This is a genomic window from Arthrobacter sp. J156, assembly GCF_056172865.1.
In genome coordinates, this window is sequence record NZ_CM149650.1 from 142,086 (window position 1) to 157,218 (window position 15,133).

A 15,133-nucleotide genomic window follows, 5' to 3' on the forward strand; every position below is an offset into this window, starting at 1 on the left:
ATCTAGGTCCTCTCGCCGCCACGGCGCGAGCGCTCGAACTGGGCGGCGAGGCGGACGGGCGCGTTGGGCGCGCCGTAGCCATCGTAGCCGCCGCGCCGCTCGACGACCTCGAAGAAGACCTGCCCGATCGTCTCCGTATAGAAGTGGAGGAAGGCCCCGTCGTCGTCCTCGTCGTAGAGCAGCCCGAGCCGGCGCAGCAGCCCGAGCTCCTCCTCGGGGATCCGGAAGCGGGCCGCGAGGTCCTCGTAGTAGTTCGCCGGAACCGGGAGGAAGTCCATCCCCGCCGCCTTGGCGCGCCCGGCGACCGCGACGATGTCCCGCGTCGCGAAGCCCACGTGCTCGGGATAGGAGCGCGCCGTGCCGTCGGCGTCGAGCGCGTGGGGGACCAGGTTCAGGGCCAGCCGGACCGCGCCGTCGCCGGTGCGCACCACCTGGCTGCGGATCAGCCCCGCGGGGCTCGGCACCTCCGTCCCGGGCCGCGTGGTGAGCCGCAGGACGCTCTCGTAGAACAGCACGGCCTCGTCGAAGGCCTGCCACGGCTGGGCCAGGTTGACGTGGTCGACCGACTCGATGAGCTCGCCGGGTACGACGCCGGACGCAGTGCCTTCCGTGCCCGGCGCCGCCTGTGCGGCGGTGCCGGTCGGGGACGGGCCGGTGCTCGACGCGCCGGACGGCGGAATGGCGCCCGGGCCGAACTCCCGGGTCCAGGCCGGTTCGGTGCCGGCCGCGGCGAAGAAGACCTCGGTGCCGTCCGGCGCCCGGACGGCGTGCAGTTCCTCTTCGTCGGCCGTGTTGTGCCGGGCGACGGGCCGCGCCTTGAGCTCGAGCGCACGCTCGTATCCGGTGCGCGCGTCGGCGACCTGGAACGCGAGGGCCGAGATGCTGGGCTCGGTCGCACGCGCCCGCTGCCCGTTGATCACGACGCGCGCCGCGCCCTGCGTCCACAACTGGACGGCCTTGCGCCGGTGCTGGCCGCGGAAGGCGAATCCCAGCTGGGAGAGGACCTCGGCGACGGCATCCGGCTCGTCGGTGCGCAGCTCCACGAAGTCGATCCCGCTCGGAGGTTCCACGACGGGCAGCTGCGTGAGCTCCATGTGCGGCTCGGGCAGGGGGGCGGCGCCGGCGGCCAGCGCGTTCGCGATCCGGTGGCCCGAGCGGTTCTGCAGCCACTGCAGCGAGCGCAGGGCGTCGACGGCGGTGCGCTGCACGTTGGACTGGCGGAAGACGTCGTTGAAGATCTCCAGCGACACGGGCCCCGTGTAGCCGGAGCGGACCAGGTGCACGAGGAACGCGGCGAGGTCGAAGCCGCCCTGGCCCGGGAACACGCGGTAGTGGCGGCTCCAGGACAGGATGTCCATCGACAGGACGGGAGCGTCGGCGAGCTGGACGAAGAAGATCTTCTCCGGGTCGATGTCCTCGATCCCGGAGGGGTCGTCGCCGCGGGAGAGGATGTGGAAGCTGTCCAGGCACGTCCCGACGTGGGGGTGGTCGGCGAGCTGGACGATCCGCCACGCGCGGCCGTAGGTGTTCACGAAGCGGCCCCAGGCGAGCGCCTCGTAGGCGATCCGCACGCCGTAGCGGGCCGCGAGGTCTCCGAGGCGGCGCAGCTGGGACGCCATGACCTCGTCGTCGTCGATCGTGGCCGTGGCGACGTTGCTGCAGACCAGGATGGTGTCGATCCCGAGCCGGTTCATGACCTGGAACTTGGCCTCGGCGCGGCGCAGGTTCTCGACGAGCACGTCCTCGGCGACGCCGTCGAAGTCGCGGAACGGCTGGTAAAGGTCCAGCGTCAGGCCGAGCCGGTCGGCGAGGGCGCGCACCTCTTCCGGGGAGAGCGGGCTGACCAGCAGGTCCTGCTCGAAGATCTCGACGCCGTCGAAGCCGGCCTCGGCGCAGGCATGCAGCTTCTCCTCGAGCGTCCCGGAGAGGCAGACCGTGGCGATGGAGGTGCGCATGGCCTAGAGCCCCTGCTCGAGGAGGGACAGGAAGTGCGCGCGCATCCGCTCCGCGTCCGGCTCGCGCCCGGTGATCAGCCGGAAGGCGTCGACGGCCTGGCCGACCGCCATGTGTCCGCCGTCGAGGACGCGGCAGCCGGCCGCGCGGGCGGCGAGCACGAGCTCCGTCTCCACGGGCCGGTAGACGATGTCGGCGACCCAGGGCCGCGCGTCGAGGAGGGCCGCGCCCACGGGCAGCCCGGGATGCTGGTGCATGCCCACGGGGGTGCAGTGCACGAGCCCGTCGGCCGTGGCCAGGGCGGCAGCGGCGTCGTCCGGCGTACCGGAGGTGACGTCGCGCCCGGGGAAGAGGGCCCGCAGCGCGGCGGCGCGCTCCTCCGCCCGGTCCGCGTCGAGGTCCAGGAGCCGCAGGTGTTCGACGCCGGAGGCCAGGAGGGCGTAGGCCACGGCGGCTCCCGCGCCTCCCGCGCCGAGCTGGACGACGGTGCCGAGGGCGGCGCCGTCGAGCCCGGTCCGCAGGGCGTGGGCGAACCCGGAGAAGTCGGTGTTCTCGCCGTGGAGCTGGCCGTCGCGGATGAGCACGGTGTTGACGGCTCCGAGGCGGCGGGCGTCGTCGGAGAGGGTGTCGAGGTGCTCCAGGACCAGTTGTTTGCAGGGGTGGGTCACGTTGAAGGCGTTGAAGCCCAGGTCGCGGCCGGCCCGCAGGAGCTCGCCGACGTCCGCGCCGTCGCGGCCGAGCGGCGTCAGGTCGACGGGGCGGTAGAGGTAGCGCAGGCCCTGGGCGTCGCCCTCGGCCTCGTGCATGGGCGGGGTCAGGGACGGCGTGACGCCGTCGCCGATGAGCCCCACCAGGAACGATTCGGATGTCGTGCTCACGTGGTGTCCTTTTCCCTCGGCGGGTGTTACCTGATTCTTTCGCAGAGTGTGACGCGATGTTGCGTGTGATGTGACCTGGATCTATTCTAGACACAATTGTACGCATTCCGTACAGATGTGCGCATAGCGCGCATCTTTCGACGCAGGAGCCCCCGCTCCACTCCGTCCCCCGTCCCAAGGAGAATCCATGACCCACGCAGCCACCGCGACGCCGCCGTCGCCGGACGTGGAACCGCAACAGGGCCGCACGCCCGTCAGGGCAGCGCTCGCCAGCTTCATGGGCAGCGCCGTCGAGTACTACGACTTCTTCATCTTCGGCGCCGCCGCCGCGCTGATCTTCCCGCACGTCTTCTTCCCCGACGCCGACGCCAACGCGGCCGTCATGTCGCTGGCCACGTTCGGCTTCGCCTACATCGCCCGCCCCGTCGGCGCCGTCGTCCTGGGGCACTTCGGGGACCGCGTGGGCCGCCAGAAGGTCCTCATGTTCACGCTCCTGCTCATGGGCGTCTCCACGTTCCTCATCGGCTGCCTGCCGACCTTCGAGCAGGTGGGCTGGCTCGCACCCGGCCTCCTTGTGCTGGCCCGCCTCATGCAGGGCCTCTCCGCGGCCGGCGAGCAGGCCGGAGCCAGCTCGCTGACGCTCGAGCACGCCCCGGACGACCGCCGTTCGTTCTTCACCTCCTGGACCCTGACGGGCACCCAGGGCGGGCAGATCCTCGCCGCGCTCGTGTTCATCCCCGTCGTCGCCCTGCCCGACGAGATCAAGTTCGGCATCGGCTGGCGCATCCCGTTCTGGCTCTCGGCCGTCGTCGTCGTGGTCACCTACTTCATCCGCAAGTCCCTCCACGAGACCCCGGAGTTCGAGAAGGCCAAGGCCAACCAGGAGATCGTCAAGCTCCCCGTCGGCGTGCTGCTGCGGGACCACTGGCGCGACGTGCTGCGCGTGGTGCTGTGCGCGTTCATCGCCGCCGTCTCGACCGTCTACGGGACCCTCGCCATCACCTACGGCAAGCAGGTCGGCAGCGTCGACGAGTCGATCACCCTGTGGCTCGTGGTCGCCGGCAACGTCGTGGCCCTGGGCACCCAGCCGCTGTTCGGCATGCTCGCCGACCGGATCGGACGCAAGCCCGTCTTCGTCTACGGCGCCCTGGGCAGCGCGGCCGTCATGCCGTTCTACCTGCTCTCCATGGAGTCCGGGAACACGCTGCTCCAGTTCGCGCTCTCGATCGCCGTGTTCTCCGGCGCCTACGCCGCCGCGAACGCCGTGTGGCCGTCCTTCTACGCCGAGATGTTCAGCGCCAAGGTGCGCTTCTCCGGCCTCGCGATCGGCACGCAGCTCGGCTTCCTGATGGCCGGCTTCGCCCCGTCGATCGTCGCCGCCATGGGCGGACTGGAGCCGGGCGGCTGGGTGCCGATCAGCATCTTCACCGCCATCATCGCGGTCGTTGCCGCCGGCTCGGCGCTGACGGCCCGGGAGAGCTACCGGATTCCGACGTCGGAGCTCGGCCTCAAGCGCGTCGCGGCCGCCCCGGCGCCCTAGGGGCCGGCGGATTCCGGGGCGCCGCCCGCGCGGGCCCGGGTGCCCGTCGGACGCCGCCGGAGCGCCGTCCTACAGCCCGATGTGGTGCAGGGCCTCGGCGTGCAGGCGGCGGGACGTGACCTCGATGGCGCGGGCGTAGTGTCCCAGCAGCTCGTCGCACAACGCCGGCCACGTGCGGCCCTGGACCGAGGCGAGGGCCGCGGCCGCGAACGCGGCGCGCTTGGCGTCGTCGTACACGAGGTCCTCGACGCGCCGGCGCAGGTCCGCGAGGTCGCCGGGGGCGTAGATCCACCCCGTCCTTGACGAATCCACGAGGTCCAGCGGCCCGCCGCGGCCCACGGCGACCACGGGGACGCCGGACGCCATGGCCTCCTGGATGGTCTGGCAGAACGTCTCCGCCTCGCCCGGGTGGACGAACAGGTCGAACGAGGCGACCGTGCGGGCCAGGTCCACGCCGCCCTGGAAACCGGCGAAATGGGCGCGGGGCAGGGCCCGCCGCAGCTGCTCCTTGAGCGGCCCCGAGCCGACCACGACGAGGCGCGTCCCCGAGAGCGCATCCAGGACGGCCAGGTCCTCGACCTGCTTCTCCGCGGCGAGGCGGCCGACGTAGCCGATGAGCTGCTCGCCGCCCGGGGCGAGCTCCGCGCGCAGCTCCTCGGAGCGGCGGGACGGGTGGAAGCGCTCCGTGTCGACGCCGCGGCGCCACATCCGCAGGCGCGGGACGCCGGCCGATCGCAGCTGGTTCATCGAATGGCTGCTGGGCACGAGGGTGGCGGTCGAGGCCTCGTGCATGGTCCGCATGTGGTTCCAGAGCAGCTGCTCGAGCCACGGAGCGCCGTAGCGGGCCGCGTAGGCGGGGATCTCCGTCTGGTAGACCGAGACCGTCGGCAGGCCGAGCTGCTGCGCCGCCTGGATGGCCCGCCAGCCGAGGACGAAGGGGCTCGCCACGTGCACGACGTCCGGGGCGGCCTCGGCCAGCAGCCGCCGCACCCGGGCCACGGTGCCGGCCGCGACCCGCACGTTGGGGTAGCCGTTCAGCGGGAGCGCGGGGAGCCGGTGGACGGGGAAGCCCTCGACCGTGTCCGGTGCCGGCTCCGCCGCCCACGCCGGCCCGGCCCAGGACGACGCGGGGGCCAGCACGACGGCGTCGTGTCCCGTCCGGCGCAGATGCGCCAGGAGCTGCAGAACGGAGTTGGTGACGCCGTTCATATGGGGGAGGAACGATTCCGCGACCACAGCGATCTTCACCCCTCCAGCGTGGGCGCCGCGGGTTTCCCGCCGGTGAACCCGACGCACGCCGCACGTGAACGTTCAGAGGCGGAAGCCCGGATCCGATGCCGGAGGGGCGTCCGCCCGTCGGTAGGCTGGGCCGGGTGGAAACCGCCCTGCTCGCCGCCGTCCTCGCCTTCATCGTCGTCGGAGCCGTGGCCCAGCGCGTCGCCGGACTCGGGTTCGCGATGCTCGTCGCCCCGTTCCTCGTGCTGCTCCTGGGGCCCCATGCGGGCGTGTTCCTCGTCAACATCTGCGGCGTCGTGTCCTCCGCCCTCATCGCCCCGCGCGTGTGGAAGGACATCGACTGGTCGATGTTCCGCTGGCTCACGCTCGCCTCCGTGGCCGGCTCGGTTCCCGGCGCCGTCGCCGCCGGGCTGCTGCCGTCCGCGGTGCTGTCCGTCTTCGTCGGCGCCGTTGTGCTCGCCGCGCTCGTGCTCTCCCTCCTGCTGAGCCGTGCCAACCGCGTCTTCGACGGCAAGCCCGTCCGCGTCGGCGCGGGACTCCTCGCGGGGCTCACGAACGCCATGGCCGGCGTCGGCGGCCCCGCCGTGAGCGCCTACGCCGTCCTGGCCCGGTGGCCGCAACGCCCCTTCGCGGCGACCCTGCAGCCGTTCTTCGTGGTCATCGGGCTCGTGGCCGTCTCCGTCAAGCTCGCGACCCACCCCGAGCAGCTCCCGCTGCTGGACTGGTGGGCCTGGGGCCTGATCACCGGGGCGATCATCCTCGGGATCCTCGGCGGGGAGCGCCTCCAGCGCCACGTGAGCGACCGCAGCGCCCGACTCTTCGTGGTCGTCGTCGCCTTCGCCGGGGCCCTCTCCGCGCTCGCCAAGGGCCTGATCGAGCTCGCCTGATCGGCCCGTGCCGCGTCGCTGCCCCGGCCGCAGGGGACGGGGTGGCACCATGGAGACGATGAAAGAGCAGCCCCGGAACGACGACGGATCGCCACCGAAGAACCACAAGGGCGCGCTGGACGGACTCGCGTCGGTGCTGCGTGAGGGCATCCCCATGCCCTTGTGGCTCCAGGGCGCGCTCGAGTTCCTGCAGAGCGCCTTCCTCAGCGCCGTGCTCGTCGTCGTTCCGCTGCTCGCGGTCTGGTTCGCGGGCGGCTTCGAGGCCCTGAGGCTGGAGAACGTGTTCCGGCTGGCCGGGCAGGCCTGGCTCCTGATGCACGGCGTGCCGCTGCAGCTGGCGATCCCGGAGGGCGCGGACTCCGCGGAGATCCTGACGGGCACGCTGTCCCTGACCCCCCTCGGCCTGACCCTGATTCCGTTCTTCCTCTCGTGGCGCGCCGGGCGGCGCATCGCCCGTGCCTCCTACACCGACCAGTTGTGGCAGGGCATCGCCGGAGCGCTCGGCGCCTACCTGCTCTTCGGGCTCGTGACCGGATTCGCCGTGCCCACGGAGGAGGTCTCCGTGAACCTCGCCGCGGCCGCGTTCATCCCGCTCGTGGCCTCCGGGGCCGGCGTCGTCGTCGGCGCCTACCGCGAGGCGGGATCCTGGTCCCGGCTCATCGGCGTGGACAGCGCGGCATGGATCGCCAAGACGAGCCAGCATTCGCGCTGGGCCGGGTCCTACGTGTGGTCCGTGGTCCGCGCCGGATCGCTCGGCTACCTCGCCGCCCTCGGACTCGCCGCGCTCGTGCTGTCCATCGACCTCGCCGTGCGCTGGGTCGACATCTCCAACATCTACCAGCAGCTCCAGGCCGGCCCCGTGGGCGGATCGGTCCTGACGATCGCCCAACTCGGGCTGATGCCCAACCTGGCCCTGTGGACGCTCGCCTGGATCAGCGGGGGAGGGGTCGTCCTCGGGACGGGCAGCACCCTCAGCACCCTCGAGACGACCGTCGGCCCGCTGCCGGCCCTGCCCGTCCTGGGCGCGCTGCCCACCGGCGAGCTCGGCAACGCGTGGGTGTTCATGCTCGTGCCCGTCCTCGCCGGCTTCCTCGCCGGATGGTGGTTCCTGCGCGAAGGCGAGGACCACCTCGACGACTGGCTGGCCCTGAAGATCACTGCGCGCTGGGCCTCGCTCTCGCTCTCGACGCTCCTGCTGGGGCTCTTCACCGGCGCCGTGGCCGGGATCGTGTCCCTGATCGGCAGCTGGCTCGCCGGCGGATCGCTCGGCATCGGCCGGCTGACGGAGATCGGGCCGAACCCCTGGCTGACGGCCCTCCTGCTCGCGGCCGAGGTCGCCGTCGGGGCGATGATCGGCGCCCTCACCGCACCGATGCTCGAGCACGACCCCGTCCTCGAGGACTAGGTCCTCGGCCCGGCTTCCCGCGCGGCCGGTGGCGCCGCCGCGGGCTTGGGCACCGGTTCCGGGGCGTCGGGATAGCCCCGGCCCCGCGCGCGGGGAGACGGGCACTGAAGGCCGAGACGGAGCTGGGGGCCCCGGGCCCCGGCCCCGCGTGCGGGGAGCCGGTCGCGGGCCTCAGGCCCCGACGTCGTACAGGTGGTGCGCGACGTCGTGCCAGGCGTAGCGGGCGAGCGTCTCGACCGTGAAGACCGAGCCGTTGCCGCGCAGGCCCGCGCGCGCGAGCTCGCGGCCCAGAACGGCGTCGAGCCCGTCGGCGAAGCCCCGCCCGGCGGCGGCGAGCTGCGTCGCCACCGTGCGCGGATCCTGCCCCGCGTAGTCCTCCTCGACCGCCGTCGCGTCCTGGTCCCAGTTCGGGAACTCCGGCGATTCCCGGGTCAGCATCAGGTCCAGGCGGTAGTGCATCACCCGGAAGACATCGCGCACGTGTGCCGCATACTCGAGCGTGCTCCACGTCCCCGGCGCGGGGCGGCGGCGGACCAGCTCCGGCCCGGCCAGGAGCGCCCGCTGCCAACGCGGCAGGCTCTCGCGGACGAGCGCCGCGACGTCCTGCGGCGAGAGGCCCCGGACGTCGGCGCCGCACTCAGGGCACGCCCGGTCCAGGGTCCACGTCCAGTCCTTGAGGTCCGGGACGATCCCGTCCTGCTCCGCGCCGTCGCGCGCGGCGCCGTCGTGCTGTGCGCCGTCCCGCTCCGCTCCTTCCCCGTGCTCCCCGCTCCGGGGGCCGCCTGCACCGCTCATGTTCCGTAGATCCCTTCCAGACGCCTCAGCTTGTCCTCGTAGTCGCGGGTGCACTGAGCCGCCGAACGGTCCGTGACGGACGTGGCGACGCAGCGCTCGTAGTCCAGCGTGGGCTGGTAGAACAGGAGCTGCATGCCGGCCGAGGCCGTGAACAAGAGGCAGGCGGCCGTGGCCAGCGGCAGCGAGACCCGCAGCACGAGCGGCGCGGGGCCGCGGAAGGCGAGGACGGCGGCCACGACCCCCGCAGCGATGCCCGCGATGCCGACGACGACGGCGGCCGCCTTCCATGGCAACTGCAGCATCGAGAGCGGATAGGCGAGCAGGACCAGCAGGAACGCCGCCCGCGTCCACGCGGCCAGGCGCGGCGCCGTCGGCCGGCCGTCCTGTGGCCCGCGCGGCGGGGAAGCGGACCGGTCCTGGGTGGGCGTCGAGGGCATGATCCAAGCCTAGACTGGATCAATGCGCATCGTGGTCCTCGTCTCCGGTTCCGGTTCCAACCTCCAGGCCGTCATCGACGCCGTCGCCGAAGGATCGCTCGAGGGGGTCGAGATCGCCGCCGTCGGTGCCGACAAGCACGGGACGTATGGCGTGGAACGCGCCGCCGCGGCCGGGTACGAGACGTTCGTCGTGAACTTCAAGGACTACGCCGTGCGCGACGAGTGGAACCATGCGCTGACCGCGAAGTGCCTCTCCTACGCGCCGGACTACGTCGTGTCCTCCGGGTTCATGCGGATCGTGGGCGAGGAGTTCGTCAACGCCTTCGACGGCACCTACCTCAATACGCATCCGGCGCTGCTTCCCTCCTTCCCCGGAGCACACGGCGTTCGCGACGCCCTCGCCTACGGCGTGAAGGTCACCGGCTGCACGGTGCACATCGCCGACGCCGGCGTGGACACCGGCCCGATCCTGGCCCAGGCCGCCGTCGAGGTCCTGCCCGGCGACACCGAGGAGAGCCTCCACGAGCGGATCAAGGTCCAGGAGCGCGCCCTGCTGATCCGCGTGCTGGGCCAGCTGGCCGCCGGCCGGGACCCCCGGGACGGCTGAACGTGACGGTGGCGTGGCTACTGGACGGACGAGTCCGGCGGCGCGATCTGGACGTCCTGCTGGATGTCGATCGAGGCCACGCCGTCGACGGCTTCGAGGGCCGGGCGGCAGGAATCGTCCGCCGATCCGGAGACCATGCCGAGCGAGCCGAGGACGCTCTCGACCTGCATGCCGAGCCCGCGCAGGCGGGCCGCGACGCCCTCGACGTCCTCGGCGTGGTCCTCGTCCACGGTCACGATGATGTGCTGATCCATGGGCCGGTGCCTTCCTTTCTCCGGTGCCGGGCGGCTAGAGCGGCTGGTAGCTGCGGGGAGCGGAGCCGTCGGGAACCGAGGGGTCCGCGGGCGGCGGCGCGAGCGTCAGGCCGGAGCCGACGTCCACCGAGGCCGCCTCGAGCCGCTGGGCCTCCTGGACGAGCTCGGCCCACAGCTCCCGGCCCCGCAGCCCCGTGGCCTCGGCCAGGAGCGCGGCCACGCCGGAGACGTGCGGCGTGGCCATGCTCGTGCCGCTGATGGTGTTGTAGCGCTTCGGCATGGGCCAGGAGGAGTAGACGTTGACGCCCGGGCCCGCGATGTCCACCTGGCCGCCGCGGCCCTGCAGGGTCCGGGCGGAGAAGTTCGCGACTCCGAGCGAGGAGTCAAGGGCTCCGACGGACATGATGAAGGGGCTGTTGGCCGGGACGCCGACGAATCCCGGGTCGCCGCCCCTGCGGTTGGCGTTGTTGCCCGCGGCGGCGATGATGAGCGAGCCCTTGGCGAGGGAGCGCTTGCCCGCGGCGACGTACGGCGGGTGGACCTGGGCGACGTCGGCGCCGAGGGACATCGAGATGACGGCGCAGCCGTTGTGGACGGCCCAGTCGATGCCGGCGAGGATCCCGGCGTCGGATCCCGAGCCGGCATTGCCCAGGACCTTCCCCGCGAAGATCTCCGCGCCGGAGGCCACTCCGTAGCCCGGACCCGTCTCCGGGTCCCGCGGGCCGCAGGCCGATCCGATGCAGTGCGTCCCGTGGCCGTGCCCGTCCTGGGCGTCCTCGCCGGCGATGAAGGACTGCACGGTGACGGCGCGCCCGGCGTAGTCCGGGTGCGCTGAATCGAAGCCCGTGTCCAGAACCGCGACGCGGATCCCCGCGCCCGTGTACCCGGACTGGACGGCCTGGACCGCCTGGAGGCCCCACGTCAACTCGGCCGTGTCGGCGAAGTCCACGGAAGGCGGCGTCTCGGCGGCCCGGCGTCCCCGGCCCCCGGGTGGTCCGGTGAGCACGCGGTGGACGAGTTCGGGGGAAACGCTCAGGGGGCGGCGCTGTTCGATGGAGCGCGTGCGCAGGGTTCCCAGCTGCTCCGGATCGGCGTCGACGACGGCGATGCCGAGCTCGGCGAAGTACACGGAGCCCGAACCCTCGCCTGCGCCGGCTGCTCCGCCGAGCACCGACGGGCCCGAGCGGGAACCCGCCGGGCCGGCCGGCGGGCCGCCGGACTCGAGCAGGGGCCCGTCGAAGTCCCGCGAATCGGCGACGTCCCGGACGCCGCACGAGCCCAGCAGCTCGGGAGCGTCCGTGTCCTCCGAGGCGAAGACCACGATGAAGCGCCCCGTGGTCACGTGGTCGGTCAAGGGCTGGTCCGGGTCAAACATGGTGATCTCTCCCGTCGGCGGGCCGTGCACGGCTCCCTTCGGTCCGGTGTCCCAGGGGCCCCGGACCCTATGCCGATGAGTCTAGACCCGGGCGCCGACAGTTTGGAGGGGTCAGCGGGCTCCCGGGAACGGCCGCCTGCCCGACGGTGCCGCATCCGGTGGCTAGTGCAGCGCGGCCCCGCGTGTCTCGGGGGCGTTGAAGGCCATCCACGCCACGGCCAGCAGGACGAGGCCCCCGGCGATCAGGAACGAGGTGGCCAGGCCGATCACGGGCCAGGCGACGGCGAACACGAGCGGTCCGAACCCGGCGCCCAGGCGGCTGAACGTCGACGCCCAGCCGAACCCCGAGCCGCGCAGCTCGGTCGGATAGAGCTCGGAGACGTACGCGTAGAGCACGGGGATGGCGATCTGCACCACGAAGCCGAACACCAGGAGCCACGCCACCGCGAGCCTCGGATTCCCCAGCGAGAGCGCCACGACCACGAGGACGAGGGCCGAGAGCGGGCCCGTGACGCCGAGGAGCCACTTGCGGCCCACGCGCTCGACGAGCGCCGCCGCGACCACGACGCCGAGCAGCCCCACCGCGGCCATGCCGGCCGTGCTGAAGAACGCGGCCACCTGCGCCATGCCCGCGTCCGCCAGGATGGACGGCATCCACGTCAGTGCCAGGTAGTAGACCAGCAGGACGGTGAAGAACAGGGTCCAGGCAGCGAACGTGATCCTCGCGTTGAAGCGCCACACGTTCACGAGCTGCTCGCCCCAGGAGCCGGGAGAGAGGCGCGGCGCATCGGCCGGCTCCGGCAAGGTGTAGTCCACCTTCTCGGCGCCCGTGCGCTCGACCAGGTCGTCGATGACGCGCGCCGCCTCCGCCTGGCGCCCCTGCCGGATGAGGTAGAGCGGGGACTCCGGAACGCTGCGCCGGATCCAGAACACGAGCAGGGCGGGCAGCACCATGACCACGAGGATGAGCCGCCAGTTGTCCGTCGTGGCCTGGATGACGGCGGAGACGAAGAACGCGAGCGCGGCGCCCACGGGCCACCAGCCGTCCATGGCCGTCAGGACCCGTCCACGCTGCCGCGCCGGCGTGAACTCGCCGACGAGCGCGTAGTCCACCGGAATGCACCCGCCCAGGCCCACGCCGGCCAGGAAGCGGAACAGGACGAACAGCTCGAAGCCCGGGGCCAGGGCGCCCGCGACGGTGAAGAGGGAGAAGATCAGCAGCGTCCAGGTGAAGGCCGTCTTGCGCCCCACCCGGTCCGCGATCGTTCCCCACGCGAAGGCGCCCAGCGCCATGCCGACGAGGTTCGCGGTCCCCAACAGCGCCGCCGTCGTCCGCTCCAGCCCCCACTCCTCGGCGACGAGCGGGATCAGGGCGCCGTTGAGCGTCACATCCCAAGCGTCGAACATAAAGCCCAGCCCGCCGATGAGGAAGATCCGGCCCTGCACGTTCCACCGCCAGGGCAGGTTCTGCACGATCGATTCGCCGGTGGCCAGCTTGCGGTACACGTTCATCGGTGGCGGGGTCCCCTCACAGGAAGCGGAGGCGCCCGGGTCACGGATTCCCCCGGTGCGCGCGGCTGCACATAGAGTAGCGCGGTCGGCGCGCCCGGCCGCGCGCAACCGCGGCCGGTACGCTGCCTACACGGAACCAGTCAAACACAAGGGGCCGAGGAGGAATCCTCCCGGTCCGCGGAAAGGCACCATGAGCAAGGACGCAACGGAGCAGACACAGCTCGAATCGCCCAAGAAATGGAAGGTCATCGGCCCAGGGCTGGTGGTCGCCGCCACGGGTGTGGGCGCCGCCGACATGGTCGCCACGCTCGCCGCCGGATCCCGCTACGGCTACACGCTGCTGTGGGCCGTGATCCTCGGCGTCATCCTGAAGATCGTCCTCGTCGAGGGGGCCGGCCGCTTCACGCTCGCCACCGGCAAGACGATCTTCGAGGGCTGGCGCTCGCTGGGCCGCTGGCCCGTCTGGTACTTCGGCCCATACATCATGATCTGGGGCTTCGTCTACGGCGCCTCCGCCATGTCCTCCACCGCGCTGCCGCTCGCGGCGCTCTTCCCGGCCGTCCCGCTCTGGGCCTTCGCGGTCGCGACCGGCATCGCCGGCTTCCTGCTGGTCTGGTTCAACCGCTACGCCGTCTTCGAGAAGATCACCGCGGTCCTCGTGGGCCTCATGTTCCTGACGATCGTCAGCCTCGCGTTCCTCGCCACGCCCAACATCCCCGAGATGGCCGCGGGCCTGATCCCGCGCCTGCCGGAGGGCAGCGTGCTCTACACCCTCGCGCTCGCCGGCGGCGTCGGCGGCACCATCACCCTCGCGGCCTACGGCTACTGGCTGCGGGAGAAGGGCTGGACGAAGCCGGGCTGGATGCGCGTGATGCGCCTGGACAACACCATGGCGTACGTCATGACCGGCATCTTCGTGATCTCGATGCTCATCGTCGGCGCCGAGGTCGTCCGCGCCGCCGGCGTCGCGATCGGCGCCGGCGACAAGGGGCTGCTGGACCTCACCGACGTCCTCGTGGCCGAGTACGGCGACTTCGTCGGCAAGGCCTTCCTCGTGGGCTTCTTCGCCGCCGCCTTCTCCTCCGTCATCGGCGTCTGGAACGGCGTGTCCCTGATGTTCGCCGACTTCTGGGCCAACATGCGAGGCAAGGGCTCCGAGCACCCGGACGCCAAGCTCAACGGGAAGTACTTCCGCTTCTATTTGTTGTGGCTGACCTTCCCGCCGATGCTCCTGCTCCTCCTGGACCAGCCGATCGGCCTGGTGCTGGCCTACGGCGTCCTCGGCGCCCTGTTCATGCCGTTCCTGGCCGTCACGCTCCTGCCGCTGCTGAACATGGCCCGCTACGGCGTGCCCAAGGAGTGGCGCAACCGGCTGCATACGAACATCGCCCTGGCCGTCACCGCGATCCTGTTCGTCTGGCTCGGGGTCTACCAGCTCGTCGACGCGATCCGGAAGGCGATCGCCGGCTGAGCGGGCCCGCACCCGGGCGCGGTTCCGGCGTCGTTCCCCCAGAACGACGCCGGAGCCGCGTTTTGCGCTTAACGCCCGCCGGGGGCGGGAGTAGAGTCTGGTCATGGGAGTAGATTGGACGGCACTCGAGGAAGCGATCCGCAGATCAGCGCTCCGGCAGGCGCGCGAAGTGATCGACCACCACCCCGGCCACGTGTTCTACGCCGTGGCCCTCGACGGGGTCTCGACCGAGCCCGCGGAGAAGATCGAGCTGCCGGTGCTCGCCCTGAACTCGGAGCAGGCCCTTGCCCGGGACCTGGCGCTGGCCGAGGCGGACCAGGCACCCGTGGACGTCTCCGAGGACGACGTCGAACCGGCCGAGGAGAGCTTCTACTCGCGGCGGTGGAACCCGCCGGACTGGCACTGGTGCTCCATGGAGCTCTTCGACGAGTCAGCGACCGAGCTGTGGTCCCAGGCGCTGACGAACGTCGCACTGCACCACGGCTGGGAGCCGACGATCCGCCGGTACTACGAGATGCTGCTCTCCGTGACCGCCTCGCTCGGACCGGAGCTCGCCACGGGCCGCAACAGCGAACTGGTCTGCTACCTCTCCGACGAGGACCACGCCGACAAGATCCTGCGCCGCTGCCTCAGCGACGAGCAATTGCGGCGGCATTTCCCGGAACTCGCGAGCTAGGGGCCCCGACGGACCGGGAGGCGGACCGCGCAGGCGCGCCCCCGCCGCGGTTTCCGGGGCGTCGTCACGCACTCAGGAGCCGGCACCGGGGCCGGTAGGATGGTGGC

The 15,133-nt window shown here is 72.0% G+C and carries 14 protein-coding genes; 6 read left to right on the forward strand and 8 right to left on the reverse strand.

Annotated elements, in window-relative coordinates; genetic code table 11:
* Window positions 1-2 precede the first annotated feature (2 nt).
* Window positions 3-1,955 carry a bifunctional sugar phosphate isomerase/epimerase/4-hydroxyphenylpyruvate dioxygenase family protein gene (locus AC0QR5_RS00755; RefSeq protein ID WP_329859607.1) on the reverse strand — a complete coding sequence of 651 codons (1,953 nt, stop codon included), beginning with the start codon at window positions 1,953-1,955 and terminating at the stop codon, window positions 3-5.
* Window positions 1,956-1,958: 3 nt separating this feature from the next.
* On the reverse strand, window positions 1,959-2,831 hold the full coding sequence (locus tag AC0QR5_RS00760; RefSeq protein ID WP_329859609.1) for a shikimate dehydrogenase: 873 nt from the start codon (window positions 2,829-2,831) through the stop codon (window positions 1,959-1,961).
* Between the two features lie 187 nt (window positions 2,832-3,018).
* On the opposite strand from AC0QR5_RS00760, the gene AC0QR5_RS00765 reads away from it, so the two are divergent.
* Entirely contained in the window at window positions 3,019-4,371 is a 1,353-nt protein-coding gene (locus AC0QR5_RS00765; RefSeq protein WP_329859610.1) for an MFS transporter, read from the forward strand.
* 69 nt (window positions 4,372-4,440) lie between these two features.
* Here AC0QR5_RS00765 and AC0QR5_RS00770 read toward each other — a convergent pair whose 3' ends face one another.
* Window positions 4,441-5,619, reverse strand: coding sequence for a glycosyltransferase family 4 protein (locus tag AC0QR5_RS00770; RefSeq protein ID WP_329859611.1), 1,179 nt, complete (start codon window positions 5,617-5,619; stop codon window positions 4,441-4,443).
* A 125-nt stretch (window positions 5,620-5,744) separates the two neighbouring features.
* On the opposite strand from AC0QR5_RS00770, the gene AC0QR5_RS00775 reads away from it, so the two are divergent.
* Window positions 5,745-6,494: a sulfite exporter TauE/SafE family protein gene (locus AC0QR5_RS00775; protein ID WP_329859612.1), complete on the forward strand. Its 750-nt coding sequence runs from the start codon at window positions 5,745-5,747 to the stop codon at window positions 6,492-6,494.
* 154 nt (window positions 6,495-6,648) lie between these two features.
* On the forward strand, window positions 6,649-7,899 hold the full coding sequence (locus AC0QR5_RS00780; RefSeq protein ID WP_430632787.1) for a cell division protein PerM: 1,251 nt from the start codon (window positions 6,649-6,651) through the stop codon (window positions 7,897-7,899).
* A gap of 171 nt (window positions 7,900-8,070) precedes the next feature.
* Here AC0QR5_RS00780 and AC0QR5_RS00785 read toward each other — a convergent pair whose 3' ends face one another.
* Together AC0QR5_RS00785 and AC0QR5_RS00790 are read right to left on the reverse strand one after the other, a co-directional pair.
* Window positions 8,071-8,694 carry a DinB family protein gene (locus tag AC0QR5_RS00785; RefSeq protein ID WP_329859615.1) on the reverse strand — a complete coding sequence of 208 codons (624 nt, stop codon included), beginning with the start codon at window positions 8,692-8,694 and terminating at the stop codon, window positions 8,071-8,073.
* Complete coding sequence (locus tag AC0QR5_RS00790) at window positions 8,691-9,131, reverse strand: hypothetical protein (RefSeq protein WP_329859616.1); 441 nt, start codon at window positions 9,129-9,131, stop codon at window positions 8,691-8,693. The genes AC0QR5_RS00785 and AC0QR5_RS00790 overlap by 4 nt, the downstream gene beginning before the upstream one ends.
* Window positions 9,132-9,153: 22 nt before the next feature.
* Between AC0QR5_RS00790 and purN the strand changes: the two genes are divergently transcribed.
* A complete protein-coding gene (purN, locus tag AC0QR5_RS00795) occupies window positions 9,154-9,738 on the forward strand; it encodes a phosphoribosylglycinamide formyltransferase (protein ID WP_329859617.1) in 585 nt (194 codons plus the stop codon).
* 17 nt (window positions 9,739-9,755) lie between these two features.
* Here the strand turns inward: purN and AC0QR5_RS00800 are convergent, their stop codons facing one another.
* The 3 genes from AC0QR5_RS00800 to AC0QR5_RS00810 all read right to left on the reverse strand — a co-directional run bounded on the left by AC0QR5_RS00800 (window position 9,756) and on the right by AC0QR5_RS00810 (window position 12,879).
* Window positions 9,756-9,992: a hypothetical protein gene (locus AC0QR5_RS00800; RefSeq protein WP_329859618.1), complete on the reverse strand. Its 237-nt coding sequence runs from the start codon at window positions 9,990-9,992 to the stop codon at window positions 9,756-9,758.
* A gap of 34 nt (window positions 9,993-10,026) precedes the next feature.
* Complete coding sequence (locus tag AC0QR5_RS00805; protein WP_329859620.1) at window positions 10,027-11,367, reverse strand: S8 family serine peptidase; 1,341 nt, start codon at window positions 11,365-11,367, stop codon at window positions 10,027-10,029.
* Between the two features lie 162 nt (window positions 11,368-11,529).
* Window positions 11,530-12,879 carry an MFS transporter gene (locus AC0QR5_RS00810; RefSeq protein WP_329859622.1) on the reverse strand — a complete coding sequence of 450 codons (1,350 nt, stop codon included), beginning with the start codon at window positions 12,877-12,879 and terminating at the stop codon, window positions 11,530-11,532.
* A gap of 190 nt (window positions 12,880-13,069) precedes the next feature.
* Between AC0QR5_RS00810 and AC0QR5_RS00815 the strand changes: the two genes are divergently transcribed.
* Window positions 13,070-14,350: an Nramp family divalent metal transporter gene (locus tag AC0QR5_RS00815; RefSeq protein WP_329859623.1), complete on the forward strand. Its 1,281-nt coding sequence runs from the start codon at window positions 13,070-13,072 to the stop codon at window positions 14,348-14,350.
* A 103-nt stretch (window positions 14,351-14,453) separates the two neighbouring features.
* Window positions 14,454-15,026: a DUF4303 domain-containing protein gene (locus AC0QR5_RS00820; protein WP_329859624.1), complete on the forward strand. Its 573-nt coding sequence runs from the start codon at window positions 14,454-14,456 to the stop codon at window positions 15,024-15,026.
* Window positions 15,027-15,133: the final 107 nt, after the last annotated feature.

What these genes read in the sequence shown, in the direction of transcription:
- AC0QR5_RS00805 (WP_329859620.1), bottom strand. Translation starts at nt 11,367, where the DNA reads ATGTTTGACCCGGACCAGCCCTTGACCGACCACGTGACCACGGGGCGC.
- purN (WP_329859617.1), top strand. Translation starts at nt 9,154, where the DNA reads ATGCGCATCGTGGTCCTCGTCTCCGGTTCCGGTTCCAACCTCCAGGCC.
- AC0QR5_RS00820 (WP_329859624.1), top strand. Translation starts at nt 14,454, where the DNA reads ATGGGAGTAGATTGGACGGCACTCGAGGAAGCGATCCGCAGATCAGCG.
- AC0QR5_RS00785 (WP_329859615.1), bottom strand. Translation starts at nt 8,694, where the DNA reads ATGAGCGGTGCAGGCGGCCCCCGGAGCGGGGAGCACGGGGAAGGAGCG.
- AC0QR5_RS00800 (WP_329859618.1), bottom strand. Translation starts at nt 9,992, where the DNA reads ATGGATCAGCACATCATCGTGACCGTGGACGAGGACCACGCCGAGGAC.
- AC0QR5_RS00780 (WP_430632787.1), top strand. Translation starts at nt 6,649, where the DNA reads ATGCCCTTGTGGCTCCAGGGCGCGCTCGAGTTCCTGCAGAGCGCCTTC.
- AC0QR5_RS00810 (WP_329859622.1), bottom strand. Translation starts at nt 12,879, where the DNA reads ATGAACGTGTACCGCAAGCTGGCCACCGGCGAATCGATCGTGCAGAAC.
- AC0QR5_RS00755 (WP_329859607.1), bottom strand. Translation starts at nt 1,955, where the DNA reads ATGCGCACCTCCATCGCCACGGTCTGCCTCTCCGGGACGCTCGAGGAG.
- AC0QR5_RS00765 (WP_329859610.1), top strand. Translation starts at nt 3,019, where the DNA reads ATGACCCACGCAGCCACCGCGACGCCGCCGTCGCCGGACGTGGAACCG.
- AC0QR5_RS00815 (WP_329859623.1), top strand. Translation starts at nt 13,070, where the DNA reads ATGAGCAAGGACGCAACGGAGCAGACACAGCTCGAATCGCCCAAGAAA.
- AC0QR5_RS00790 (WP_329859616.1), bottom strand. Translation starts at nt 9,131, where the DNA reads ATGCCCTCGACGCCCACCCAGGACCGGTCCGCTTCCCCGCCGCGCGGG.